Origin of the sequence: Pedobacter sp. BG31 (genome assembly GCF_042464845.1) — a bacterium.
Taxonomy (GTDB): domain Bacteria; phylum Bacteroidota; class Bacteroidia; order Sphingobacteriales; family Sphingobacteriaceae; genus Pedobacter; species Pedobacter suwonensis.
Window position 1 is genome coordinate 25,175 of record NZ_JBHNZK010000009.1, and the last position, 19,430, is coordinate 44,604.

At 37.4% G+C, this 19,430-nt stretch carries 20 protein-coding genes; 16 read left to right on the plus strand and 4 right to left on the minus strand.

Going from position 1 to position 19,430, the window contains the following annotated elements; all coding sequences use genetic code 11:
• Positions 1 to 47: 47 nt before the first annotated feature.
• The gene (locus ACFE6N_RS12565) at positions 48 to 1,520 is read left to right on the plus strand and encodes a glycoside hydrolase family 130 protein (RefSeq protein WP_378936918.1); all 1,473 of its coding nucleotides are present in this window, start codon (positions 48 to 50) and stop codon (positions 1,518 to 1,520) included.
• 350 nt (positions 1,521 to 1,870) lie between these two features.
• Here ACFE6N_RS12565 and ACFE6N_RS12570 read toward each other — a convergent pair whose 3' ends face one another.
• Positions 1,871 to 4,141, minus strand: a complete 2,271-nt coding sequence (locus tag ACFE6N_RS12570) for a glycosyltransferase (protein ID WP_378936920.1) — start codon at positions 4,139 to 4,141, stop codon at positions 1,871 to 1,873.
• A 219-nt stretch (positions 4,142 to 4,360) separates the two neighbouring features.
• Here ACFE6N_RS12570 and ACFE6N_RS12575 point away from each other — a divergent pair, with 219 nt between their 5' ends.
• Positions 4,361 to 5,131 (plus strand): Ku protein, encoded by a 771-nt coding sequence (locus ACFE6N_RS12575; protein WP_378936922.1) that lies wholly within the window; start codon positions 4,361 to 4,363, stop codon positions 5,129 to 5,131.
• Between the two features lie 107 nt (positions 5,132 to 5,238).
• Here ACFE6N_RS12575 and ACFE6N_RS12580 read toward each other — a convergent pair whose 3' ends face one another.
• A complete protein-coding gene (locus ACFE6N_RS12580; RefSeq protein WP_378936924.1) occupies positions 5,239 to 6,357 on the minus strand; it encodes an alpha/beta hydrolase in 1,119 nt (372 codons plus the stop codon).
• Between the two features lie 138 nt (positions 6,358 to 6,495).
• Between ACFE6N_RS12580 and ACFE6N_RS12585 the strand changes: the two genes are divergently transcribed.
• The 3 genes from ACFE6N_RS12585 to ACFE6N_RS12595 are packed head-to-tail and all read left to right on the plus strand — an operon-like array spanning position 6,496 to position 7,859.
• Positions 6,496 to 6,864 (plus strand): STAS/SEC14 domain-containing protein, encoded by a 369-nt coding sequence (locus ACFE6N_RS12585; RefSeq protein ID WP_378936926.1) that lies wholly within the window; start codon positions 6,496 to 6,498, stop codon positions 6,862 to 6,864.
• 12 nt (positions 6,865 to 6,876) lie between these two features.
• Positions 6,877 to 7,029, plus strand: coding sequence for a hypothetical protein (locus ACFE6N_RS12590; RefSeq protein WP_166672290.1), 153 nt, complete (start codon positions 6,877 to 6,879; stop codon positions 7,027 to 7,029).
• Between the two features lie 11 nt (positions 7,030 to 7,040).
• Positions 7,041 to 7,859: a mechanosensitive ion channel family protein gene (locus tag ACFE6N_RS12595; protein ID WP_378936928.1), complete on the plus strand. Its 819-nt coding sequence runs from the start codon at positions 7,041 to 7,043 to the stop codon at positions 7,857 to 7,859.
• 4 nt (positions 7,860 to 7,863) lie between these two features.
• Here ACFE6N_RS12595 and ACFE6N_RS12600 read toward each other — a convergent pair whose 3' ends face one another.
• Positions 7,864 to 8,232: a response regulator transcription factor gene (locus ACFE6N_RS12600; protein ID WP_378936930.1), complete on the minus strand. Its 369-nt coding sequence runs from the start codon at positions 8,230 to 8,232 to the stop codon at positions 7,864 to 7,866.
• A 143-nt stretch (positions 8,233 to 8,375) separates the two neighbouring features.
• On the opposite strand from ACFE6N_RS12600, the gene ACFE6N_RS12605 reads away from it, so the two are divergent.
• From ACFE6N_RS12605 to ACFE6N_RS12620, 4 genes are all read left to right on the plus strand, one after another.
• Positions 8,376 to 10,589, plus strand: a complete 2,214-nt coding sequence (locus tag ACFE6N_RS12605) for an ATP-binding protein (RefSeq protein ID WP_378936932.1) — start codon at positions 8,376 to 8,378, stop codon at positions 10,587 to 10,589.
• Complete coding sequence (locus tag ACFE6N_RS12610) at positions 10,590 to 11,009, plus strand: response regulator (protein WP_378936935.1); 420 nt, start codon at positions 10,590 to 10,592, stop codon at positions 11,007 to 11,009.
• Positions 11,010 to 11,082: 73 nt separating this feature from the next.
• The gene (locus ACFE6N_RS12615; protein WP_378936937.1) at positions 11,083 to 11,667 is read left to right on the plus strand and encodes a biliverdin-producing heme oxygenase; all 585 of its coding nucleotides are present in this window, start codon (positions 11,083 to 11,085) and stop codon (positions 11,665 to 11,667) included.
• A 183-nt stretch (positions 11,668 to 11,850) separates the two neighbouring features.
• Positions 11,851 to 12,030, plus strand: coding sequence for a hypothetical protein (locus ACFE6N_RS12620; RefSeq protein WP_056096518.1), 180 nt, complete (start codon positions 11,851 to 11,853; stop codon positions 12,028 to 12,030).
• Between the two features lie 937 nt (positions 12,031 to 12,967).
• Here the strand turns inward: ACFE6N_RS12620 and ACFE6N_RS12625 are convergent.
• Positions 12,968 to 13,984, minus strand: a complete 1,017-nt coding sequence (locus ACFE6N_RS12625) for a LacI family DNA-binding transcriptional regulator (RefSeq protein ID WP_378936940.1) — start codon at positions 13,982 to 13,984, stop codon at positions 12,968 to 12,970.
• Positions 13,985 to 14,184: 200 nt separating this feature from the next.
• Here ACFE6N_RS12625 and ACFE6N_RS12630 point away from each other — a divergent pair, with 200 nt between their 5' ends.
• The 7 genes from ACFE6N_RS12630 (at position 14,185) to ACFE6N_RS12660 (ending at position 19,426) form a co-directional block, all read left to right on the plus strand.
• Complete coding sequence (locus ACFE6N_RS12630; protein ID WP_378936942.1) at positions 14,185 to 15,279, plus strand: MBL fold metallo-hydrolase; 1,095 nt, start codon at positions 14,185 to 14,187, stop codon at positions 15,277 to 15,279.
• Between the two features lie 53 nt (positions 15,280 to 15,332).
• Positions 15,333 to 15,695, plus strand: coding sequence for a hypothetical protein (locus ACFE6N_RS12635; protein ID WP_378936944.1), 363 nt, complete (start codon positions 15,333 to 15,335; stop codon positions 15,693 to 15,695).
• 53 nt (positions 15,696 to 15,748) lie between these two features.
• Positions 15,749 to 16,531 carry a hypothetical protein gene (locus ACFE6N_RS12640; protein WP_378936946.1) on the plus strand — a complete coding sequence of 261 codons (783 nt, stop codon included), beginning with the start codon at positions 15,749 to 15,751 and terminating at the stop codon, positions 16,529 to 16,531.
• A complete protein-coding gene (miaA, locus tag ACFE6N_RS12645; RefSeq protein WP_378936948.1) occupies positions 16,531 to 17,466 on the plus strand; it encodes a tRNA (adenosine(37)-N6)-dimethylallyltransferase MiaA in 936 nt (311 codons plus the stop codon). Before ACFE6N_RS12640 ends, miaA begins: the two co-directional genes overlap by 1 nt.
• A gap of 111 nt (positions 17,467 to 17,577) precedes the next feature.
• The gene (locus ACFE6N_RS12650; protein ID WP_378936950.1) at positions 17,578 to 18,102 is read left to right on the plus strand and encodes an outer membrane beta-barrel protein; all 525 of its coding nucleotides are present in this window, start codon (positions 17,578 to 17,580) and stop codon (positions 18,100 to 18,102) included.
• Positions 18,103 to 18,250: 148 nt separating this feature from the next.
• Positions 18,251 to 18,799: a hypothetical protein gene (locus tag ACFE6N_RS12655; RefSeq protein WP_378936953.1), complete on the plus strand. Its 549-nt coding sequence runs from the start codon at positions 18,251 to 18,253 to the stop codon at positions 18,797 to 18,799.
• A gap of 96 nt (positions 18,800 to 18,895) precedes the next feature.
• Positions 18,896 to 19,426: a DUF3347 domain-containing protein gene (locus ACFE6N_RS12660; protein WP_378936955.1), complete on the plus strand. Its 531-nt coding sequence runs from the start codon at positions 18,896 to 18,898 to the stop codon at positions 19,424 to 19,426.
• Positions 19,427 to 19,430 lie beyond the last annotated feature (4 nt).

The following is a 19,430-nucleotide window of genomic DNA, read 5'->3' on the forward strand; positions in this document are numbered from 1 at the left end:
GATTACAGATCCGAATGCATTAAAATTACCATCATAACTTTTAAAAAATGAGACTATATATAGAACGTAAACCTGTTAAGGTAAATCCAGATACAAAGAGAGTTATTGCACGTTTTTTTTTTAATGGAGAGGAGAGGGCACTGGAAGTAATCAGAAAGGTCCTGGAATTTTCAGATGAAAAAGTATTTTCACTGATATCGCCTATACTGCAGGAATATTCCAAAAGACACCGGAATATCACTAAAATATTAACCCGTCATTGTAAGAAATTAAAAAAGCAGTTTTTAGCCCTGGACACCTCATTCGAAGATATTGATGAATATACCCGGTTATTGATTGGCGCATATTTTACACACGAATATTCCATAGAATCGGCTGCTTTTTTCAATCCGAGTATTGTTGATGATCCTGATCAGACCGATTTAGTTGAAGGTGAAAAAAGGGTAATCATAAGCTTTAGGGCTGTAGGCGAGGGGCACATTTCGTCTATTGTATTCCGACGTGCCTTAATTGATAAAAATAACAACATACAGGTTTTACCAGTTGGAAATTATGTTGATGAGGCCGAGGTAGTAAAGAATGCCATCTACATCAAAAAACTATTCCTGAAAAAAGCGGCTTATGCGCAGATTGATCCTGCTGTTTTAGAAGAAATTGAGTCTAAACTTGATGATAAATTTGAATACACCAGTTTAAGCAATATCATCAAAGATTCTAAAAGCTTATACAAAGAGAATCCGGCACGTTTAATCGAGTACGATAAGATACTTTGGTTATCAGACACTTATCACACCATCACCTTTTCAAAGGATACGGATATTTCTGATCGTGTAATTTTTCCTATCTCAGAATTTGAACGCAAGGGGATTGAAGATGCTCGATTTGTCAAGTTTATTAAAGATGATGGCAAAGTATTATACTATGCCACCTACACTGCTTTTGATGGTTCTTTAATTATTCCCAAACTCGTTCAAACAGAAGATTTTTATGAGTTTAAAGTGATTCCCCTTTATGGCGACGGTGCACAGAATAAAAACCTTGCTTTATTTCCACGGAAAATCAAAGGAAAATATGTGATGATGAGCCGGATAGATGGATGGAACAATTACCTGATGTTTTCGGATAAGGTGAATGTTTGGGAAAACCCGGTTCTTTTAAAGCAGCCCCGTTATGATTGGGAACTGGTGCAGATCGGTAATTGCGGTTCGCCCATAGAAACTGAAAAAGGGTGGCTGGTGATTACGCATGGAGTTGGGCCGATGCGGAGATATTGCATTGGTGTGAGTTTATTGGACCTGGAAGATCCCAGTATTGAAATAGGCCATTTAAAGGAACCATTGATTATCCCTAATAATGACGAGCGGGAAGGTTATGTCCCAAATGTGGTATATTCTTGTGGTTCTATTATCAGCAATGGCGAATTGATTATACCTTATGGTTTATCAGACTATAGCTCATCATTTGCTACTGTAAATTTGGAGTTACTGTTGAATAGGCTATTAGAGAATAATCAGATTTAATATACTGCCATCGATCATCGTTATGTTGTGACACCGGTATAATTTAATTTCAGCGCGAGATTCAGAAGTTTCGGCTCAAGCAGTTTAAATACCGTTATTAAATTACAGCAAAGCATTTAGACACTTCTTCTTTATTATTACAGGCGCTAGAGTTAGCCTGAAAAAATGGAGCTAAGTTAAAGCTGAAATTATTGGTTTAATATTTTTAGTAACAAATCCTTTCACACGAAGCCATCTCTAGCAAGCAAAAGATGGCTTTTATATTTTTACGTTATCAAATGAATTGATCTTTAAAAAAAAGCTGATTCATTTCGAACCAGCTTTTGATAGCTCCGGGCAAGTCCATTAATCTAACCGATCTTCTCTGTCTCCATTAGTGGTGAAGACAAAGTTTCATATTCTGCTTCGGCAATTTTTAAAATCGCCAAGTGCGAGATGAAATAAGCCAATGTACTTTCGGCACCTTGATTTCTGTTCACACTGTTAAACTGCAATCCATCCGCACAGCCATGGGTTTCATAATCGTACAGTGGGATGTGAAGGCTGTTTTCGCCTAGAAACCATTTATAACTGATGTGCATCAGGTTCAGGCATTGATCATCTTTAGTAATCTCATAAGTTTTAGCATACAATAAAACCATGGCCATTGTTTCTATAGCCTGTTGATCATAAATAGGGTTTTTACCATGCTTTTTCATCCATCCGGCATTTCCAACCGGATTCAGGTATCCGTTTTCAAAAGAGAAACTGTTCAGGAATTTAATACTTTCCATAGCGACCTGGTACGATTCCTTGTTACCCGTAACCTCATAATGATGAAGCAAAGCTAAGGGAAGAATGGCGTTATCATAAGTCAGAATATCTTCAAACCAATGCCAGTCTCCATCTTTGTTTTCTTTATATGATGCCACCAATGAACTTGCCAGCATATTAATCTCCTGGCTAATCAATTCATCTCCGGGATGAGCATTCAGGTAATAAGATAAACCAATAACCGTATTTGCCTTTCCACGCAGATATTTTAGTTCTTTAAAGTGTTTTATAGAATGAGAAAAAAGTTCGCGGCCAAACTCCCGATAGGAATTATTCGGTGCGCTGGAAACCAGATAGCCTAATGCCCAAATGGTCCTGCCGAATGAATCTTCAGAGCCAACCTCATCTAAAAACTGTCTGTTAAAACTCAGGAAATTCCTGAAATTTCCATCTTCAGTTTGCATGTATTGAATAAAACTCAGGTATATCGGCATAAAAGATAAAGCCCTTTTGTTCTTATCCTGTTCGACAGCCATTAAAGACATAATTAATGCCCTTGCATTGTCATCAATGCAATAACCTTCTTTTAAATTTGGAATACCAAATCGTGCATGTTGAATAATTCCGGTATCGTCTGTGAGTAAAGCAATATGGTTTAAATTTAAAGCCGGCATTCCTTCTACATCTATAATTGGCGGAATCGTTCTTTGTGCTTTAACTTCGGATGATAAGGCCTCATTCAATACATTAAGATAAATGCTTCCGATGGCTGGCCAACGCAGATTTAATCCATATTCGTATGCATTTTTTTTCAGTTCCTGGTATTTATCATTGTCACCTAAAAGGTCATTAACAATTACGGCCAGTTTATGATGATCTTTGAAATCAAATAATTTACCTCTGTTATCGGCCAATAATTCCTGTGCATGCCAGTAAGGTGTAGAAATTACTGCCGCACCCGCGCCGATAGCATATGACAAGGTACCGCTGGTAATCTGGGCTTCATTTAAATAGGGAGTAATGTATAAATGGCATGCGGTTAAATATTGATGCAGTTCTTCTTCCGAAACGAATTTGTTCACGAAAGCGATATTTTTTTCTACACCTAAATCTATCGCCAGGGCCTTTAAACTGTCGCGGTATTCTTCGCCATTATGTTTAACTACACCAGGATGGGTATTCCCTAAAATCAGGTATAAAACATCAGGATGTTTTGATACGATATCAGGTAAAGCATTGATTACGGTTTCTAAACCTTTATTCCTGCTAATCAGACCAAAAGTAAAAAGTACTTTTCTACCCTTAAATAAATCGCTCTGTTTGATTTGATTATTAACGATCGGTTCTAAATCAGGAACACCATGTTCTATTAATTTAATAGATGCCTGTGGAATTTGATAAATGCTTGTTAAAAACATTACGGCTTTTTTGCTCATCACTACCAATTTAGCCGTTTTAGATGCGATTTCCTTGATAATGGTTTGCTGCATAAAATTTGGTTCTTTCAAAACCGTATGCAAAATAGTGATGAAAGGCTTTTTTAACCGGTTAATTAGTGAAAGCAAAAAAACACCGCTATTACCACCATATATGCCAAATTCGTGTTCAATAATACAAGTGTCTATATCGCTGTTATTGATAAAATCAGCTGCTTCAATATAATCTTGTTGATTTTGTTGTCGGATTACAAATTTTACTTCGCCTGGGTACTGATGTTCGTTTACATCATCCGACTCATTCATCGCAACTACAAAACTCTTGCGGGCATCGTAGGTAGGATTTAAACTTAAAGCATTAACTAAATTTTGGTTGAAGGTAGCTAAACCACACTCACGGGGCGGATAGGTAGAAATATAGGCTATTTTCATCTTTATAAATGTTTTCAATGGTAATTACACAATCGTGATCTCTTCGTTCCCTTTATTACTTTGAAAAATCATAATGGTTTCACAAGTATTTCTATAAGGTTATAATTAAATAACATTTTTGAATCCAAATAGTTTGCTTATCAGTCGATTTACAGCTTATAAAACCTAAAACAATAAGTTTTAAACAGCTGTTAATAGATAATATTTAAAAGTTTAGCTATGAGATCAATATGGAAAGGTTCGATTGGATTTGGTTTGGTAAATATTCCGGTTAAATTATTTTCCGGTGTTCAGAACAGTAACCTTGATTTGGATATGCTTGACGAACGCGACCATGCCAAGATCAAATTTTTAAGGGTAAATGAAAATACACAAAAAGAGGTACCTTATGATAAGATCGTAAAAGGTTACTTTTTAAAGGACAGGTACATCATTTTAGACAAACATGATTTTGAAGAGGCTGCACCTGAAAAAACAAAGATTATTGAACTCGAAAATTTTGTTGATATCAAAGATATTAATCCCATTTACTACGAAACATCTTATTATACCGAACCTGAGAAGCAGGGTAGAAAGGCCTATAGCTTATTGCTAAAGGCTTTACAGAAATCTGGCAAAGCCGGCGTGGCCAGGTTTGTGTTAAGGAATACCGAAAATCTTTGTGTTATCCATCCCATGGAAAACGTTATTGTCATCACAAAAATTAGATTTGACCAGGAAATCAGAAGTTTATCTGAGATTAATAAGGCGGATGACATCAGCATCACTAAAAAAGAAATGGATGTAGGATTGGCTTTGATTAAACAATACAGTTCGAAATTTGACCTGAGCACCTTTAAAGATGACTACAGTAACGAATTATTAAAAATTATTAAAGCTAAAGCTAAAGGAAAACGAGCTACGGTAAAAAAGATAAAACCTCAAAAAGCCTCAAGTGATGATTTATATGACCAGTTGATGCAAAGTCTGGGTTCGAAGAAAGGAGCTTAGACTGTTATCAGTTTGCAGTTATTAGGTTGGATGAGAAATTTTAAAGTTTTAAGCTGAGCGCACATAAAAAGCTGCATTGAAGTGTTTCCACTCCAATGCAGCTAATTTTATTTAAAAGCAGCTTTTAACTGGTCAGCAACATACGCCTGTGCGGCTTTAGCTTCCGGTACAAGAAGCGACATGCCAAAAAACTCGTGTGTTACACCCTCATAATTTTTAAGATCAACTTTTACCCCGGCAGCTTTAAGCTTATCAGCCAGCATTACGCCATCATCATGCAAAGGATCTATTTCGGCGGTGATGATAGTGGTTGATGGAAGTCCTCTTAAATTTGCATTAACCAGGGATATCTTTGGATCTTGCGCTTCTATCATGCTATTGAGGTATTTTTCTGTAAACCAGCCCATCATCGCTTTATTTAAAGGCTTTGCATTCGCATACATTTTATAAGATTCCGTATTCATATCCGCCTGTGCAATAGGATAGATCAAAACTTCGTGTACAGGAAGCATAATGTGTTTGTTTCTGGCCATAATAGAAACGTTTGCTGCTAAATTTCCACCCGCACTTTCGCCAGCTACAGCAATTTTTGCCGGGTCTGCCTTTAAGTCTACAGCATTTTTAACTGCCCATTCGTAGGCTGCAAATGCATCATTGTGCGCTGTAGGAAATTTATTCTCTGGTGCCAGGCGGTAAGCCACAGAAACGACAATTGCGCCCACTTGCTCTGCCAGGGCCTGGGCAGATGCATGATAAACATCCAGATTAGCAATAACAAAACCACCTCCATGATAATAAACAATGAGCGGGTAAGGCCCGTTTCCAACTTTAGGCGTGTAAATGCGCAGGTGAACCTTCCCGTTATCGGCATCAATATCCTTTCCAGTGGTATCTACCTTAGGCATTGGTACCGAAATATTATTTTGTTTGGCTACGTCCATTACCGCATCTGTCGGGGTATGGTTCTTACGTGCATCAGTAGCACTTAAAGTTTCTATGGGTTGATCACCATAACTGCTTAACTTTTCTATTATTACCTGCATTTCAGGTCTGATCGTTTTACCCCATTCCGGTGCAGGCCCGGCAGGCTTTAATGTCGCCATCTGCGTAGAATCAGTCATGGAAGAATCTGTAACTGTTGTATTTTTTGTTCCGCCACTACAGGCTGATAGCAAAATGGCTGTTCCGAAAGCCAGAATAATAGGTTTTAGCAGGTTGTTTTTCATAGGGTTGTTTTATTTTTAATATGGCTTTATAACGTAATCGGTAATACATGTGTTTTTATGATAACACAACTTTTCAGAATTTATATAAATGGCAAACTTCTTGACAGCTTAATATGTTCTTAAATAAACGAATAATTTATGTTGACAGAAATTACAGGACTACCAGATCACATTTTTGGCGTAAGAGCCACGGGAGAAGTTACCAGTGATGATATTAAAAGCGTTTTATTAACTGGTTTGCAAAGGACGGCCAGGAGGTTTAAAGAAATCAGGTATTTGCTGGTATTGGAAACTGACGTAAAAAATTTTACGGCCGGTGCATGGGCACAAGACATTAAAGCGGGCCTGCAAAATTTCAGTAAATGGAAAAAAATTGCAGTTGTAAGTGCTGAAAAAGGGGTGGAGTGGTTTACTGACGTATTCACCATCGCTACACCTGGTCAGTCGAAAGGCTTTAAACCCGAAGAAATAGAAGAGGCAAAAGCCTGGCTTAATGCTGAAGATTAACGATTAAACTATATGAAAGATTCAAAAACATCGGCCGAAAGTAGCAAGGCTACTGCACCGAAAAATGTTAAAGCCAAAGGTGCTGATGATAAAGTGACATCAGCAAAAGATGCGGAGAAAGTGGATGTAACCAAAGACAAATCAGCTAAACAGAAAAAACAATAATCAGAGATAGATTGAATACCATTATGAAAGTTGATGCGGGTAATGTAAACCGTTTTTATGATAAAGCTTACGATTGGATAATAGACAGGGGACCTTCAGTAATTTTAGGGATCATACTGCTTATTTTTGGCTTATGGCTCATTAAGCTGCTGGGAAAATGGATGCAGGGCGGCATGCACCGTAAAGACATCAATCCGTCACTACGACCTTTTTTAACAAGCCTGATCATCATCACTTTGAGGGTTTTGCTTGTTCTTACCGTGATGCAGGTTATTGGCATTCAGCTTACTTTTTTAACCGTGCTGATTGGTGGTATTGGCGTTGCGGCAGGTTTGGCGTTATCAGGTACCCTGCAGAATTTTGCCAGCGGTGTATTGATTTTACTCCTGAAACCATTCGTTGCCGGAGATAACATCATTGCGCAAGGCCAGGAAGGAACAGTAGCCTCAATACAGATATTTTATACCATTGTGAAAACATTTGACAACAGAACTGTGGTGATACCCAACAGTAAACTATCAAACGAGGTGATTATCAACATCAGCCGGGAAGGTACTCGAAGATTGGATATAGAAATTAAATTTAGCTACGGAATTGATTACGAGCAGGTGGTTTCCATTTTTAATAAAACGGTGGATGAGTTTAAATCTTGCTTAAAAACCCCCGAGCGGAGAATTGGTGTATCCTCTCTAGAGGATAACGGTTTCAAAGCAAGTTTAAATATCTGGGTAAACGCTCATGGATTTACTGATACCAAGCTTTCATTTCTGGAAGTGTTGATGAAAAACCTAAAACTTGGAGGAATAAAATTACCGGGTATGCCTGAATAAAAATTTAGCTTTTTAATAAAGCGTAAATCTTGTCCATCAACTCATCAATATTGAAAGGCTTGGCCATAAAGTCATCTGCCTCTATACCATCAAGTGCATAGTTGCTGGAGTTGTAACGGGCCGAAATCATCAAAACCGGAATGTCCTTTGTAGCCTCAGAATTTTTAAGTTCCTTTAAAAGCACCCTTCCGTCAACGTCAGGAAGCATAATATCCATGATGATTACGTCTGGATTGAATTCCTGAACATGGTTAATAAAATCAGCACCCTTATTTAATCCGTCAACGTTAAATGCTTCGCTCTCTAAAATAAGTGTGATAACGTCTAGGATTGCATGGTTATCTTCAATCACCAAAATGTTTTTCTTTGCCAAAGTTTGAATGTTTTTTTTTAAATTCAAACAAATATATAACAAAAAATAAATCTCAAATCTGAATTTATCAAATTAGAGACATTCTAAAATTAGGCTTTAAAATTGTTAATTTGCGAGATTAAATATGTTGCAACATCAAACACATGAGTAAATTTTCTGTAGACCTGACCAATTGTGATCAAGAGCCAATTCATATACCGGGCAAGATTCAATCACATGGTTTTCTGATAGCTGTTGATAAAAATAGCTCAACCATTTCCTATATCAGTGAAAATACAGGAGATTTTTTAAAACAAGATGCCAAAAGCTTATTAAATACCCCATTATCTACGCTAAATGATTTGTTCAGCCAACCGGATTCAGCTCTGCGCATCGAGGATTTGTTAAAGCTGGGCATCATTCGTAAAAGTTTCGATGCCATAAGTCCGCATCCAATCGAAATTGAAGGAAATCCGTTTTACCTGATTATTTCTTCCTCAAAAAACGATTGGCTATTGGAATTTGAACCCGTTACACTTCAATATGACATTCAAAGTTCTATAGGCCGTTCGGCCTCATCGATGCTTCAGGGAAAAAACATAGAGTCCCTGCTAAAAGGTGCTGCCAAGGAAGTAAAACGATTGATCAATTACGACAGGATCATGGTTTATAAATTTTTAGAAGATGGCCATGGTGAAGTGGTAGCAGAAGAAAAAGAAGCCGGTTTGGAAGCATTTTTTGGCTTACACTATCCGGCAACAGATATTCCAAAGCAGGCCAGACAACTGTATAAGCTCAACTTAACGAGGTTAATTGCCGATGTAAACATAACCGATTCGAAGGTAATTACATTTAAGGAGGGTGAAGCGCTGGATTTAACAAACGGCGGCTTACGCGCCGTATCACCCATTCATATTCAATATTTGAAAAACATGGGCGTTCACTCCAGTTTTAGTATTTCCCTGATTTCTCATGGCGAGCTTTGGGGGTTGATTGCCTGCCATAACTATAGCCCTAAATTTATAGATTATAAGGCAAGAGAGGGTGCAAAGTTAATCGGACAGATTCTTTCCTCAGCGCTTGAATATCGCCAGGAAGAGGAAGATGCCAAGATTATTGAACAATTTAAAAATACCGCGAATATACTGTCAGACCATTTAAACCGGGATAAATATCTGATTGAAGCGATAACCACCCACAAACGAACCGTTCTTGATGCCACTAAAGCCAGCGGAGTGGCGATCATTTTTGAAAACGAGCTTAAAACTATTGGGAATGTACCATCAGCAGAAGAAATAAGTGACCTTGCTTTTTGGCTAAAAACCACCAGCGATGAGTCGTTATATTATACCCACCGATTGTCTGAAATCTATTCTCCGGCTAAAAAATACAAGTCTGTAGCATCTGGTATTCTTTCATGCGTGATCAATAAGGAAATGGGCGAAATGATCATTTGGTTTAAGCCGGAAATGATTACACAGGTAAATTGGGCTGGAAATCCGGACAAAGCTGTAGTTCCATCGGAAAATGGCTTGATGAGTTTATCTCCCCGTAAATCTTTCGAAATCTGGGCAGAGGTTGTTAATAATACTTCCGAAAAATGGATGGCTGAAGAAATTGCCTCCGTATTAAGGATACGCGAAATTATCATTACCGATATTAATAAAAAAGCAAACGAGATCAGATCGCTTAATGAAAAACTTCAGGCCGCTTACGAAGAACTGGATACGTTTAGCTACACCGTGTCGCACGATTTAAGAACACCGCTTACCTCTATTAAAACCTACGCAGAGCTGATGTCTAAAAACAAAAGCATAGATGAGGGAGGTAAAAAAATGTTAAGCAGAATTTTGGTGGGTGCCGATAAAATGAACTTGTTAATTAAAGAGATTTTAAATTTAGCAAGAGTTGGCCGCTCTGAAATTAATTTTGAAACAGTTGATATAGCCTCTTTGATAAGAGACATCACGAGCGAAGTTTGGGCAGCCTACAAAGCAGATCATGTTACGCTGGTTTTAGGACAACTTCCGAATATCAAAGGAGATAAAACCATGATTACACAGGTTTTTACCAACCTGATCGGAAATGCTGTAAAATACTCTTCAAATGCCAACAAACCCAAAGTAGAAGTTGCTGCGTATATAGAAGGGGGAGAAATCATCTATTCGGTAAAAGATAATGGTATAGGAATTGATAACCGTTATTACGACAGGGTTTTTGAGCTTTTTAAGCGCATGGATAATGTGAAAGATATTGAAGGATCAGGAGTAGGACTTGCTATAGTAAAAAGGATTGTAGAGAAACATCATGGCAGGGTTTGGTTCGAAAGTAAGTTAAATGTTGGATCTACCTTTTTTGTAGCTTTTAAAAACAGATAAATGAGAACACCAGATATATTTTATGTTGAAGATGACATAGACTATGCATTTTTTATGCAAAGTGCTGTACAGGAAGTTAAGAACACGCTTAATCTGGCCATAGTTGAAGATGGGGTAGAGGCGTTGAAAAAACTTCAGCATTTTGCAGAACATAAAACGAAACCAAAGTTAATCCTGCTTGACCTGAACTTACCAGGCTTATCCGGTTTGGATTTATTGAAATTTATACGTGATATTCCTTATTTAAAAACCGTGCCGGTTATCTTATTTTCAACATCCGATAATCCGGACGATGTAAAAGCATCGATAGAATTTGGAGCCAATGCTTACCTCACCAAACCGGATGGTTACGAGAACCTGGTTAAGTGCGTACATTCCGTACACGACTTTTGGTTTAACCAGCACTTGAGGTTAAATTAATTATATAATAAAAATATGAAAAAATCTGGCGGCAGGTCCCGGATTTTTTCTATTTCATCGTAAACTTCCCTGTATGATTGCCAATTTACTGAGAACGGAAACAGCGCAGAATCACAAAACACTAGAGTCAATGATGTTCGTTAACGAAATTATGAACCATTCTCTAAGTATCGATCAATATAAAAAGCTGTTAACCATTAATTATATCGTTCACCAAAAACTGGAGAATGCACTGGCAAATATGCTAGACCTGGCTATTGCGGAGAAATTAGACATGAAAGGTCGTTTTAAGTTGAATGCTTTAGAAAAAGACCTGAATTACTGGGAAATAAGCAGTTTGACATTACCGGGTTTAAATTTCGAATTATTTGTTCCTGAACAGCATACAGCAGAGGTTTTAGGCGCATTATATGTGCTTGAGGGCGCTACATTAGGTGGTAACGTAATTAAAAAGCATATACTGGCCAATCCAAATTTTATAAACCTGGAGGGTGGCTTAAATTATTACGGTGTGTATGGCGATGAACTCAGCACTAAATGGAAAAGCTTTATTATGGTAATAAACGAGCATGTTGCAGAAGCCGATTACGAACGTTGTAGCAATAGCGCAAACCAAACCTTTAATAACCTGATTATGCTCTCCAAACAAATGACATAAATCAACTTATTTTAATTTAAAAAAACTAAAAATGTGGTTGTAATATGTGCCAGGGCATTTTTTTGATTTTGAAAATGTGCAAAACTTATTGTAAATAAATATTTGCTTTCTGTTGTTAATTCGAGGTAAATATGTATTATTGAAAAAAAATAAATTTTTTAAACCTTAAAACATCAATTAGCGATGGAAAAATTCTCAAAAGTTAAAGCTGCTGTTGCTGCTATTGAAGCAGACGTAGAAAAATTTTACAATGCTGGCAACGCAGCTGCTGGTACTCGTGTGCGTAAAGCAATGCAAGATCTTAAAGTTTTAGCACAAGAAATCCGTGCAGAAGTAACTGAAAAGAAAAACTCTGGAAAATAATATTTCGCGAGTATGAAACAAAAAGGGTTTTTGGTACGCCAAAGCCCTTTTTGCGTTTAGATATCATCGCTCTTCAATCTAAATTCGGTTTAGCTACTAACGCTCCGCTTATTTAAGCACATAAATAAAGCGACTACCAGAAATCTCCATTCCAGACTTTTTTAGCATCTTAATGCCTTCGATAATTTGATAGCGACTAAATAAAACTTGCTTATCAAACATACCGATATAAATGATAAAGCTCCCCATCGCGGGGAGCATGTATCCAACTAACAAAACATATTTTTACCAGGTTAAGATCTTCACTAAAATGGATATTCTTTTTATCAATATATTTAAACCCGGTGTGTTGCGCTAAATCATTATCATATTAACCCGGTCAATTACACATCTGCGGTAAAATTTGAATTTTAAAATCTGCAAACTTATTGCCCGTAATCCAAATATCTCTTGGCCCATTTCTTACACAAATATATAATTATCTTATAACTTATTTAGACTAATTATAAATAATTATAAAATATATCGATATTCTCTAAGAGGGGGAGAACGGTAAACGCATAAGTGAATATGAATTTACCTCTCATTTCTTCAGAAAAAAACTTATTTAAGACCAGATGCATCGCGAAAATTTCATGGTACTAGGCTATGGAAGAGCGTGAAACAATTTTCACTGCAAACCATGAAACATTACACGTCATTCGAATTCGTTTATTGGCATGCACATCACTATTGCAAACGTCTACTAAGAAAAGGAAATGAGTGTAGGGGGAGGGGTGATATATATAAGATTCTGTTAGTGAAGAAATTGGTAAGGCAGATGTACAACTTTGTCATTCTTTAATACTGATACCAAATAAAATGGAGATTAATGATTACAGGCTCAACACGCTTACCCGAAAGTTTAAGCAACCTGAAGCATCACGCAAACGTTTGTTCAGTAATTCGTTTCATTTACAATAAGATCGGCATCAACAATGGTATTATAATAGGCCTGGTTTTCAGCATTGGGGCTATGAATAAGATCCAATAGAATATTTACCGCCTTTTGCCCCTGCAAATATGGGTATTGCTCTACCGAAGCTACGGGAGCGTGATCAAGATAACTGATAATAGGGAGGTTGGCATAACTTACGATGTCAAAATCGTCGATTACATTCATCTTTTTAAAGTGTTTGATTAGAAAAAGTGCCACATAATCATTAAAAGCGACTATAGCCGTTGGTTTTCTTTTATGCTTTAAAAACTTTTCGGCAGCAGCTATAGTACCTTGTTCTGTTAAATCGCAATTGATGACCAATGATGGATCGAACTTTAAACGGTTAAAAGTAATCGCCTGTTTGTAACCGTCTTTGCGCTCTTCACTGGCATATAAGGTACCTGGGCCATTAATCATCCCGATACTTCTGTGTCCTTTTTTCAAAAGATAGTTCACCGCTTTAACTGTTGCACTTTCCAAGCCGGATGCAACGTAATGCACGTTTTTTAAAGGTGGTATCCGGTCAAAAAATACAACCGGAATATTAAACGAATTAACTTTTTCGAAATGATCAAAATTACAGGTGTGCTTACTGATTGATACCAATAAACCGTCAACACGTTGATTTTTCATTTTCTCAACAAGTTTTACTTCGAGCTCATAACGGTCGTGCGACTGGGCGAAAATCACGGTATAATTTTTCTTCATCGCCTCATCTTCAATTGCAGAGATAGCGATCGAAAAAAAGTGTTCTGATAGCTCTGGTAAAATGACGCCAATGGTATATGTTTTTCCTTTTTGAAATAGAATGGCAGCCTTGTTAGGCTCATAATTTAGCGACTTCGCCAATTGTTTAATTTTCTCCCTGGTAACTGCCCCAATGCTCGGATGATCGTGCAGGCCCCTTGAAACGCTGGAGGGTGAGATATTTAAGATTCTGGCTATTTCCTTGATCGTTGTGGGTTTCGACTGCATGATGCGTACTAAACTACTATATTAAATTGCTTCAACATATAATAATACAAAATTAATCAAACGTTTGCGCTGTTTTCACTCCTTTGTTCAGCTAAAAAGATATGTAGTTACATCTAACCTGTAATCCATTCGTCATATATATCACACCGGCCGCATCTTTGAAATCATATTCATATTTTGGCTGCTATTTATTTTTAAAAATGATCGCAGTATATATTTTAGTTTTTGTTGTCGCCTTATTCCTTATTATAACCAATCTGCCGGTTTTCGGACAGTTACCAAAGGGATTGCGTTTGGATAAAACCCGAAGCCTGAGTAATTATCGCAATGGTGCGCTGCAGAACTTATCCATCACACCAATGCAGCCAGAAGGAGTAAGCTTTTTTAAGATTTTAAGCGCTTTCTTTTTTGAAAAACATCCGGATAAGGCTCCGAGCAAAGCGCTTCCATATATTTCACCGAACATTAATGGCAGTGCTGAGGGTAATGCACCTGAAATTATCTGGTTTGGCCATTCGTCATATCTGATCAAAATAAACGGACTAAGAATTTTGGTTGATCCTATATTCAGCAAAACACCTTCTCCGTTTTCATTTATCGGGAGTAAGGCTTTTTTGGGTACTGACATTATAAAGGCCGAAGAATTTAAAAATATTGATATCCTCATCATTACACACGATCATTATGATCATTTGGATTATGAGAGTATATTAAAAATTTCGCCGCAGGTTAACAGTATTGTCACTTCGCTTGGTGTAGGGTCGCATCTGGAGCGATGGAAAATTAAAAAAGAAAAAATTAATGAGCTGAGTTGGAACGAATCGGTCACATTGTTTAACCGTTTGCATTTAACAGCTGTTCCGGCCAGGCATTTTACAGGCAGAAAATTTAAAAGAAATCAAACACTGTGGTCGGCCTTCGTACTGAAAACTGCAGACTTTAAACTTTTTTTAGGTGGCGATTCCGGTTATGATACACACTTCGAAAAAATAGGTGAGGAGCACGGTCCTTTCGATTTGGCCTTGCTGGAGTGCGGACAGTATAATGCTTACTGGCCATACATCCATATGTTCCCGGAAGAAACTGTACAGGCCGCAATCGACCTGAAAGCTAAAATTTTAATGCCGGTACATTGGGGAAAATTCAGCTTGGCCATGCACCCCTGGAATGAGCCAATAAAACGGATAGTTGTAGCCGCAGCAGCAAAACAGTTTCCTTTGGTCACTCCAAAATTAGGAGAAACCATTATTTTAGATGAATATTTACCAACCGAAAACTGGTGGCTAAAAGAATAAAAAATTAAACAATAAGAAGACTATGGTGTTTAATGCTAAAATCAAATACCATTATGAAAACTGATCTTGTAGAAATTTTTCAAACCATCAGAGCCGGCTTACAGCCCTATGCCACCCGCGGATATACGGTACACGAAAATTCAGAAAATGGATATGATCTGTATAGTGAAAAAAATATTGAACTAAATGGACAAAAAATAACCGAGCGATTTTTTGCAGGTGTTTATATCAATGGAGATGCCGTTGAAGTTAAGATCAATACAGAAGAGTTTTATACAGACAATCATAATTTGACTGATTTTGACCATAATAAAGCTGGCTTGAGAATTTCGGCTCTTGATGATGCCAAATTAAAGGAAGTAGAAACTTTAATAGAGATTATCAGTACGAACTTTAAAGAAAAAGAATGGATTTAACAATCTGATGGTTAAATTTGCAGCAGATATATTTCTGAATAACATTCTACTGATTGAATAATTTAACTTTTGAATATAACTGGCACCATCAATTTAGTTTGGCCCTTGCTGATCATAAAATTGGGTGCTTTTTTTTTTCAGAAGATGGTTTTCAGTTATTTCGGATTGATCATCAACTGATCATCCACCTGGTCAGCTTACAAAATAGCTTTGTTCCACAGGATCTTATTGCACTGCAGGAACGACATTATCAGAAAGGCATTAAGCTCATTCACCTTTGGGAAGACCTTTGGTTATCAAAACCCGGGCAGGTTTTAGCGAGAATAAAATCTTTGCTTGGCAAAAATAGCCGCATTCACGGCAGGAAAACTAAAATATTAAAAATTACCAAACCTGTTGCTGATTCTTTTTTAATTGAAAATCATTTGCAGGGTGCGGTAACGAGCCGTTATAAAATGGGTTTATTTGAAAAAGATCAACTGGTGGCTGTTGCTACCTTTTCGGGATTGCGCAAAATGAACCATACCGAAAATTACAGATCTGCAGAACTGATCAGGTTTGCAGTTAAAGCGGGTTATTCTATTACAGGCGGATTAAGTAAATTGATTTCATTTTTTGCTGCAACCTATCAGCCTAACGACCTCATGACTTACGCTGATCGCGATTGGTCTGCAGGAGAGGCCTATACTAAACTGGGCTTTTTACAAACTGCAATTTTGGAACCTCAGATTTACAGTCTGGATGAGAATCTTAATCGTGTACTCAAAAAAGATGACCGGTTTTTTGCACAGGAGATATTCAACACCGGGAGTTTTAAATTTATTCTTCAGTTTTAATGGACCCACATAATCTCATCATCATTTTAGGAGCAACTGCGTCTGGAAAAACGAAGCTGGCCGTTAGCGTTGCAGATGCTTTAAATGGCGAGATCATTAGTGCCGATAGCCGTCAGGTTTTTAAACGAATGGATATCGGCACAGGTAAAGATCTGCAAGAGTATCATATCAACGGCAAAACGATTCCATATCATTTGATTGATATTTTATCGCCAGGCGAACGTTATCATGTAGATGCCTTTAAAAACGATTTCTACAAGGCATTCGCAGCCATAACGAAAAAAAACAACATGCCGGTGCTGTGCGGCGGGACAGGCATGTACATCCACAGCCTACTACAGAATCAAACCTATACCGCTGTCCCCGTCAATCAACCCTTGAGAGATCGATTAGATTTATTATCAAAGGAAGAACTGGTTTTGATATTGCAAAGTGATGAAAGCCAAAATATCGGACATGTTGATCTATCCTCAAAAAAAAGACTGATCCGCGCATTAGAAATAGCAGATTATCTCAAACATAACATACTCGAAGAAGTAAATCGACCGTCACTTAAACCGGTTATTTTTGGGTTAAAAAACGAGGTTGAAGTTACCAGGGCTAAAATTCTAAACAGGTTGAACGAAAGGTTCAAAGCCGGCCTGGTGGAAGAAGTAGAACAATTGCTGAAAGAGGGAATTGATCGGGAAATCTTAGTTTTCTACGGCCTGGAGTACAAATTTATCGTAAACTATCTTGATGGATTATTAACCTTTGAGGAACTAAAGTTGAAACTTGGTACCGCTATTTGTCAGTATGCTAAAAGACAAAATACATTTTTCAGAAAAATGGAAAAGGACAGTGTAGAGATTATCTGGCTTGATGGCAGCACGCCGACAAACCTGTTAAAACAGTCGATTTTGGAAAAAGTTTCAGTTAATACAGAATTAACATAATAAAACCATTTTGAGCTAACTAACCCCTTCAAATCATATCAAAAAAGCCCTTTTGGCACAACCTTTGTGTTTGTTGAAGCATATAATTTAACTCAAAAATAATATCTTAAAATGAAAACAATTACCAAAATCATTGCTACTTCAGCAGCTGTCGTGGCTTTATTCTTTACTACAAATGCTAATGCACAATCAACTCAGAAATTAGGAATAGGATTAACAGCTGGTTTACCAACAAGTGATGCTTATAATTTTGTGGGTGGAATAGATTTACGTTATCAGTTCGATATTGATAAGCAATTGTCGATTCCAGTAACTGCAGGTTACACTCACATGTTTGCTAAAGATATTACCGTTGGCAATACCACACTTGATGGAGTAGATTTTGGATATGTACCGGTTAAAGCTGGTGTTAAATATTTTTTTAACGATTCTGGTTCTGGCATTTATGGTTTAGCTGAACTTGGTGCAGGTTTCGGTACCAAATCTGGTAGCGGCACTTCATTTGTGTACTCACCAGCAGTTGGTTATGCATGGAGCAATGGATTGGACTTAGGTGTTAAATATGAAGGTTTAGCACGAGATGGAGCAAGCACTGGATTTTTTGGTCTCCGTTTAGCTTACGGATTTAGCTTGTAAGATTATTTACCTGATACTTAAAGCCCCGGCAAATGCCGGGGCTTTTTTATTTATCATTATTTCTGAAAAAAATGAAAATATAAAAATCTGAACGAAATCACACTACGTATATCTACCAAAACCTTAGTATTAACTTAATTTATCTAATATGAAAATGATTACTAAAATTTTCGCTACAGCAGCTACTGCAGTTGCTTTGTTTGCCACTACAACACTAAATGCGCAAACCATGACAGAAACTGATCCGAATCCGGCTCCTAAGGGAATGGCTTTCAAAATAGGGGTTGGTGTTAACGGCGGACTCTTCCGTGATCAATCGCCAATGGATTACGCTTATGGTGCTGATTTGAAATTGCAATGGGATTTATCACCATATGTTGCCGTGACTGCTTCAGGTGGTTATACCAAACTAATGACTAAAAATAACGCCATTGACATTGATTTTATCCCGGCCAAAGGTGGCGTTAAAGTGTTCCCGATTAAAAGAATGTATTTAGCCACTGAAGCAGGTGCAGGCTTTGCCATTAAAGATGGTGGCAAAACAAACTTTATTTATTCGGGTGGACTGGGCTATGAGTTTGGCGGTTTCGACGCTGGTGTTCGATATGAAGGTTATGTGAATGATAGCTCATCAGCAACCTATTTCAGAAAAACAGGTCAGTACGCATTAAGGCTGGCTTACAATTTCAAATTATAATTCAAACATCATATAATATTAAAGTCCCGATGAAAATTGGGACTTTTTTATTTATTTACCATTTTAATTCCTATTTTGAGCCGAAAACCAAATACCATGAAAAGAATATTCGGGATAGCCATATTTACTACTTTAATGGCCTGCAACCAGGCAGAGCAGAAATCTACTGAAACCAAAGATTCTACCAAAACCGAAGCTACATCGGTTAACAGCAAGGTTTCAATAAAGGACGAGAAGAAACTGGCGATATTTAAAAACTATGTGAATTTGAAAAATGCGCTGGTGAAGTCTGATGCCGCAAATGCACAAAAAACTGCTGCCGTACTGAAAAATAGTTTGGCTGCCTACGAGGGCTGTGAGCCAACTGCAGAAATTGCTCAGAAAATAGCGGCAAGTAACAACCTGGTTATACAAAGAAAAGATTTTACTGCTTTAAGTGCCGATATCATTGCTTTGCTTAAAAATGCAGAAATAGAAAAAGGAACCATTTATGTTCAGCATTGTCCGATGGCGAATAAGGGAGATGGAGGGGACTGGTTATCAACCGAAAAGGAAATTAAAAATCCTTATTACGGCAATGAAATGTTAGAATGTGGCAGAGTTGCAGAAGAAATCAAAGCAAAATAAGATG

Bases quoted from the DNA above. Each gene is read 5' to 3' on its own strand.
- ACFE6N_RS12565 (WP_378936918.1), top strand. From the start codon at position 48: ATGAGACTATATATAGAACGTAAACCTGTTAAGGTAAATCCAGATACA.
- ACFE6N_RS12570 (WP_378936920.1), bottom strand. From the start codon at position 4,141: ATGAAAATAGCCTATATTTCTACCTATCCGCCCCGTGAGTGTGGTTTA.
- ACFE6N_RS12575 (WP_378936922.1), top strand. From the start codon at position 4,361: ATGAGATCAATATGGAAAGGTTCGATTGGATTTGGTTTGGTAAATATT.
- ACFE6N_RS12580 (WP_378936924.1), bottom strand. From the start codon at position 6,357: ATGAAAAACAACCTGCTAAAACCTATTATTCTGGCTTTCGGAACAGCC.
- ACFE6N_RS12585 (WP_378936926.1), top strand. From the start codon at position 6,496: ATGTTGACAGAAATTACAGGACTACCAGATCACATTTTTGGCGTAAGA.
- ACFE6N_RS12590 (WP_166672290.1), top strand. From the start codon at position 6,877: ATGAAAGATTCAAAAACATCGGCCGAAAGTAGCAAGGCTACTGCACCG.
- ACFE6N_RS12605 (WP_378936932.1), top strand. From the start codon at position 8,376: ATGAGTAAATTTTCTGTAGACCTGACCAATTGTGATCAAGAGCCAATT.
- ACFE6N_RS12610 (WP_378936935.1), top strand. From the start codon at position 10,590: ATGAGAACACCAGATATATTTTATGTTGAAGATGACATAGACTATGCA.
- ACFE6N_RS12615 (WP_378936937.1), top strand. From the start codon at position 11,083: ATGATTGCCAATTTACTGAGAACGGAAACAGCGCAGAATCACAAAACA.
- ACFE6N_RS12620 (WP_056096518.1), top strand. From the start codon at position 11,851: ATGGAAAAATTCTCAAAAGTTAAAGCTGCTGTTGCTGCTATTGAAGCA.
- ACFE6N_RS12625 (WP_378936940.1), bottom strand. From the start codon at position 13,984: ATGCAGTCGAAACCCACAACGATCAAGGAAATAGCCAGAATCTTAAAT.
- ACFE6N_RS12630 (WP_378936942.1), top strand. From the start codon at position 14,185: ATGATCGCAGTATATATTTTAGTTTTTGTTGTCGCCTTATTCCTTATT.
- ACFE6N_RS12635 (WP_378936944.1), top strand. From the start codon at position 15,333: ATGAAAACTGATCTTGTAGAAATTTTTCAAACCATCAGAGCCGGCTTA.
- miaA (WP_378936948.1), top strand. From the start codon at position 16,531: ATGGACCCACATAATCTCATCATCATTTTAGGAGCAACTGCGTCTGGA.
- ACFE6N_RS12650 (WP_378936950.1), top strand. From the start codon at position 17,578: ATGAAAACAATTACCAAAATCATTGCTACTTCAGCAGCTGTCGTGGCT.
- ACFE6N_RS12655 (WP_378936953.1), top strand. From the start codon at position 18,251: ATGAAAATGATTACTAAAATTTTCGCTACAGCAGCTACTGCAGTTGCT.
- ACFE6N_RS12660 (WP_378936955.1), top strand. From the start codon at position 18,896: ATGAAAAGAATATTCGGGATAGCCATATTTACTACTTTAATGGCCTGC.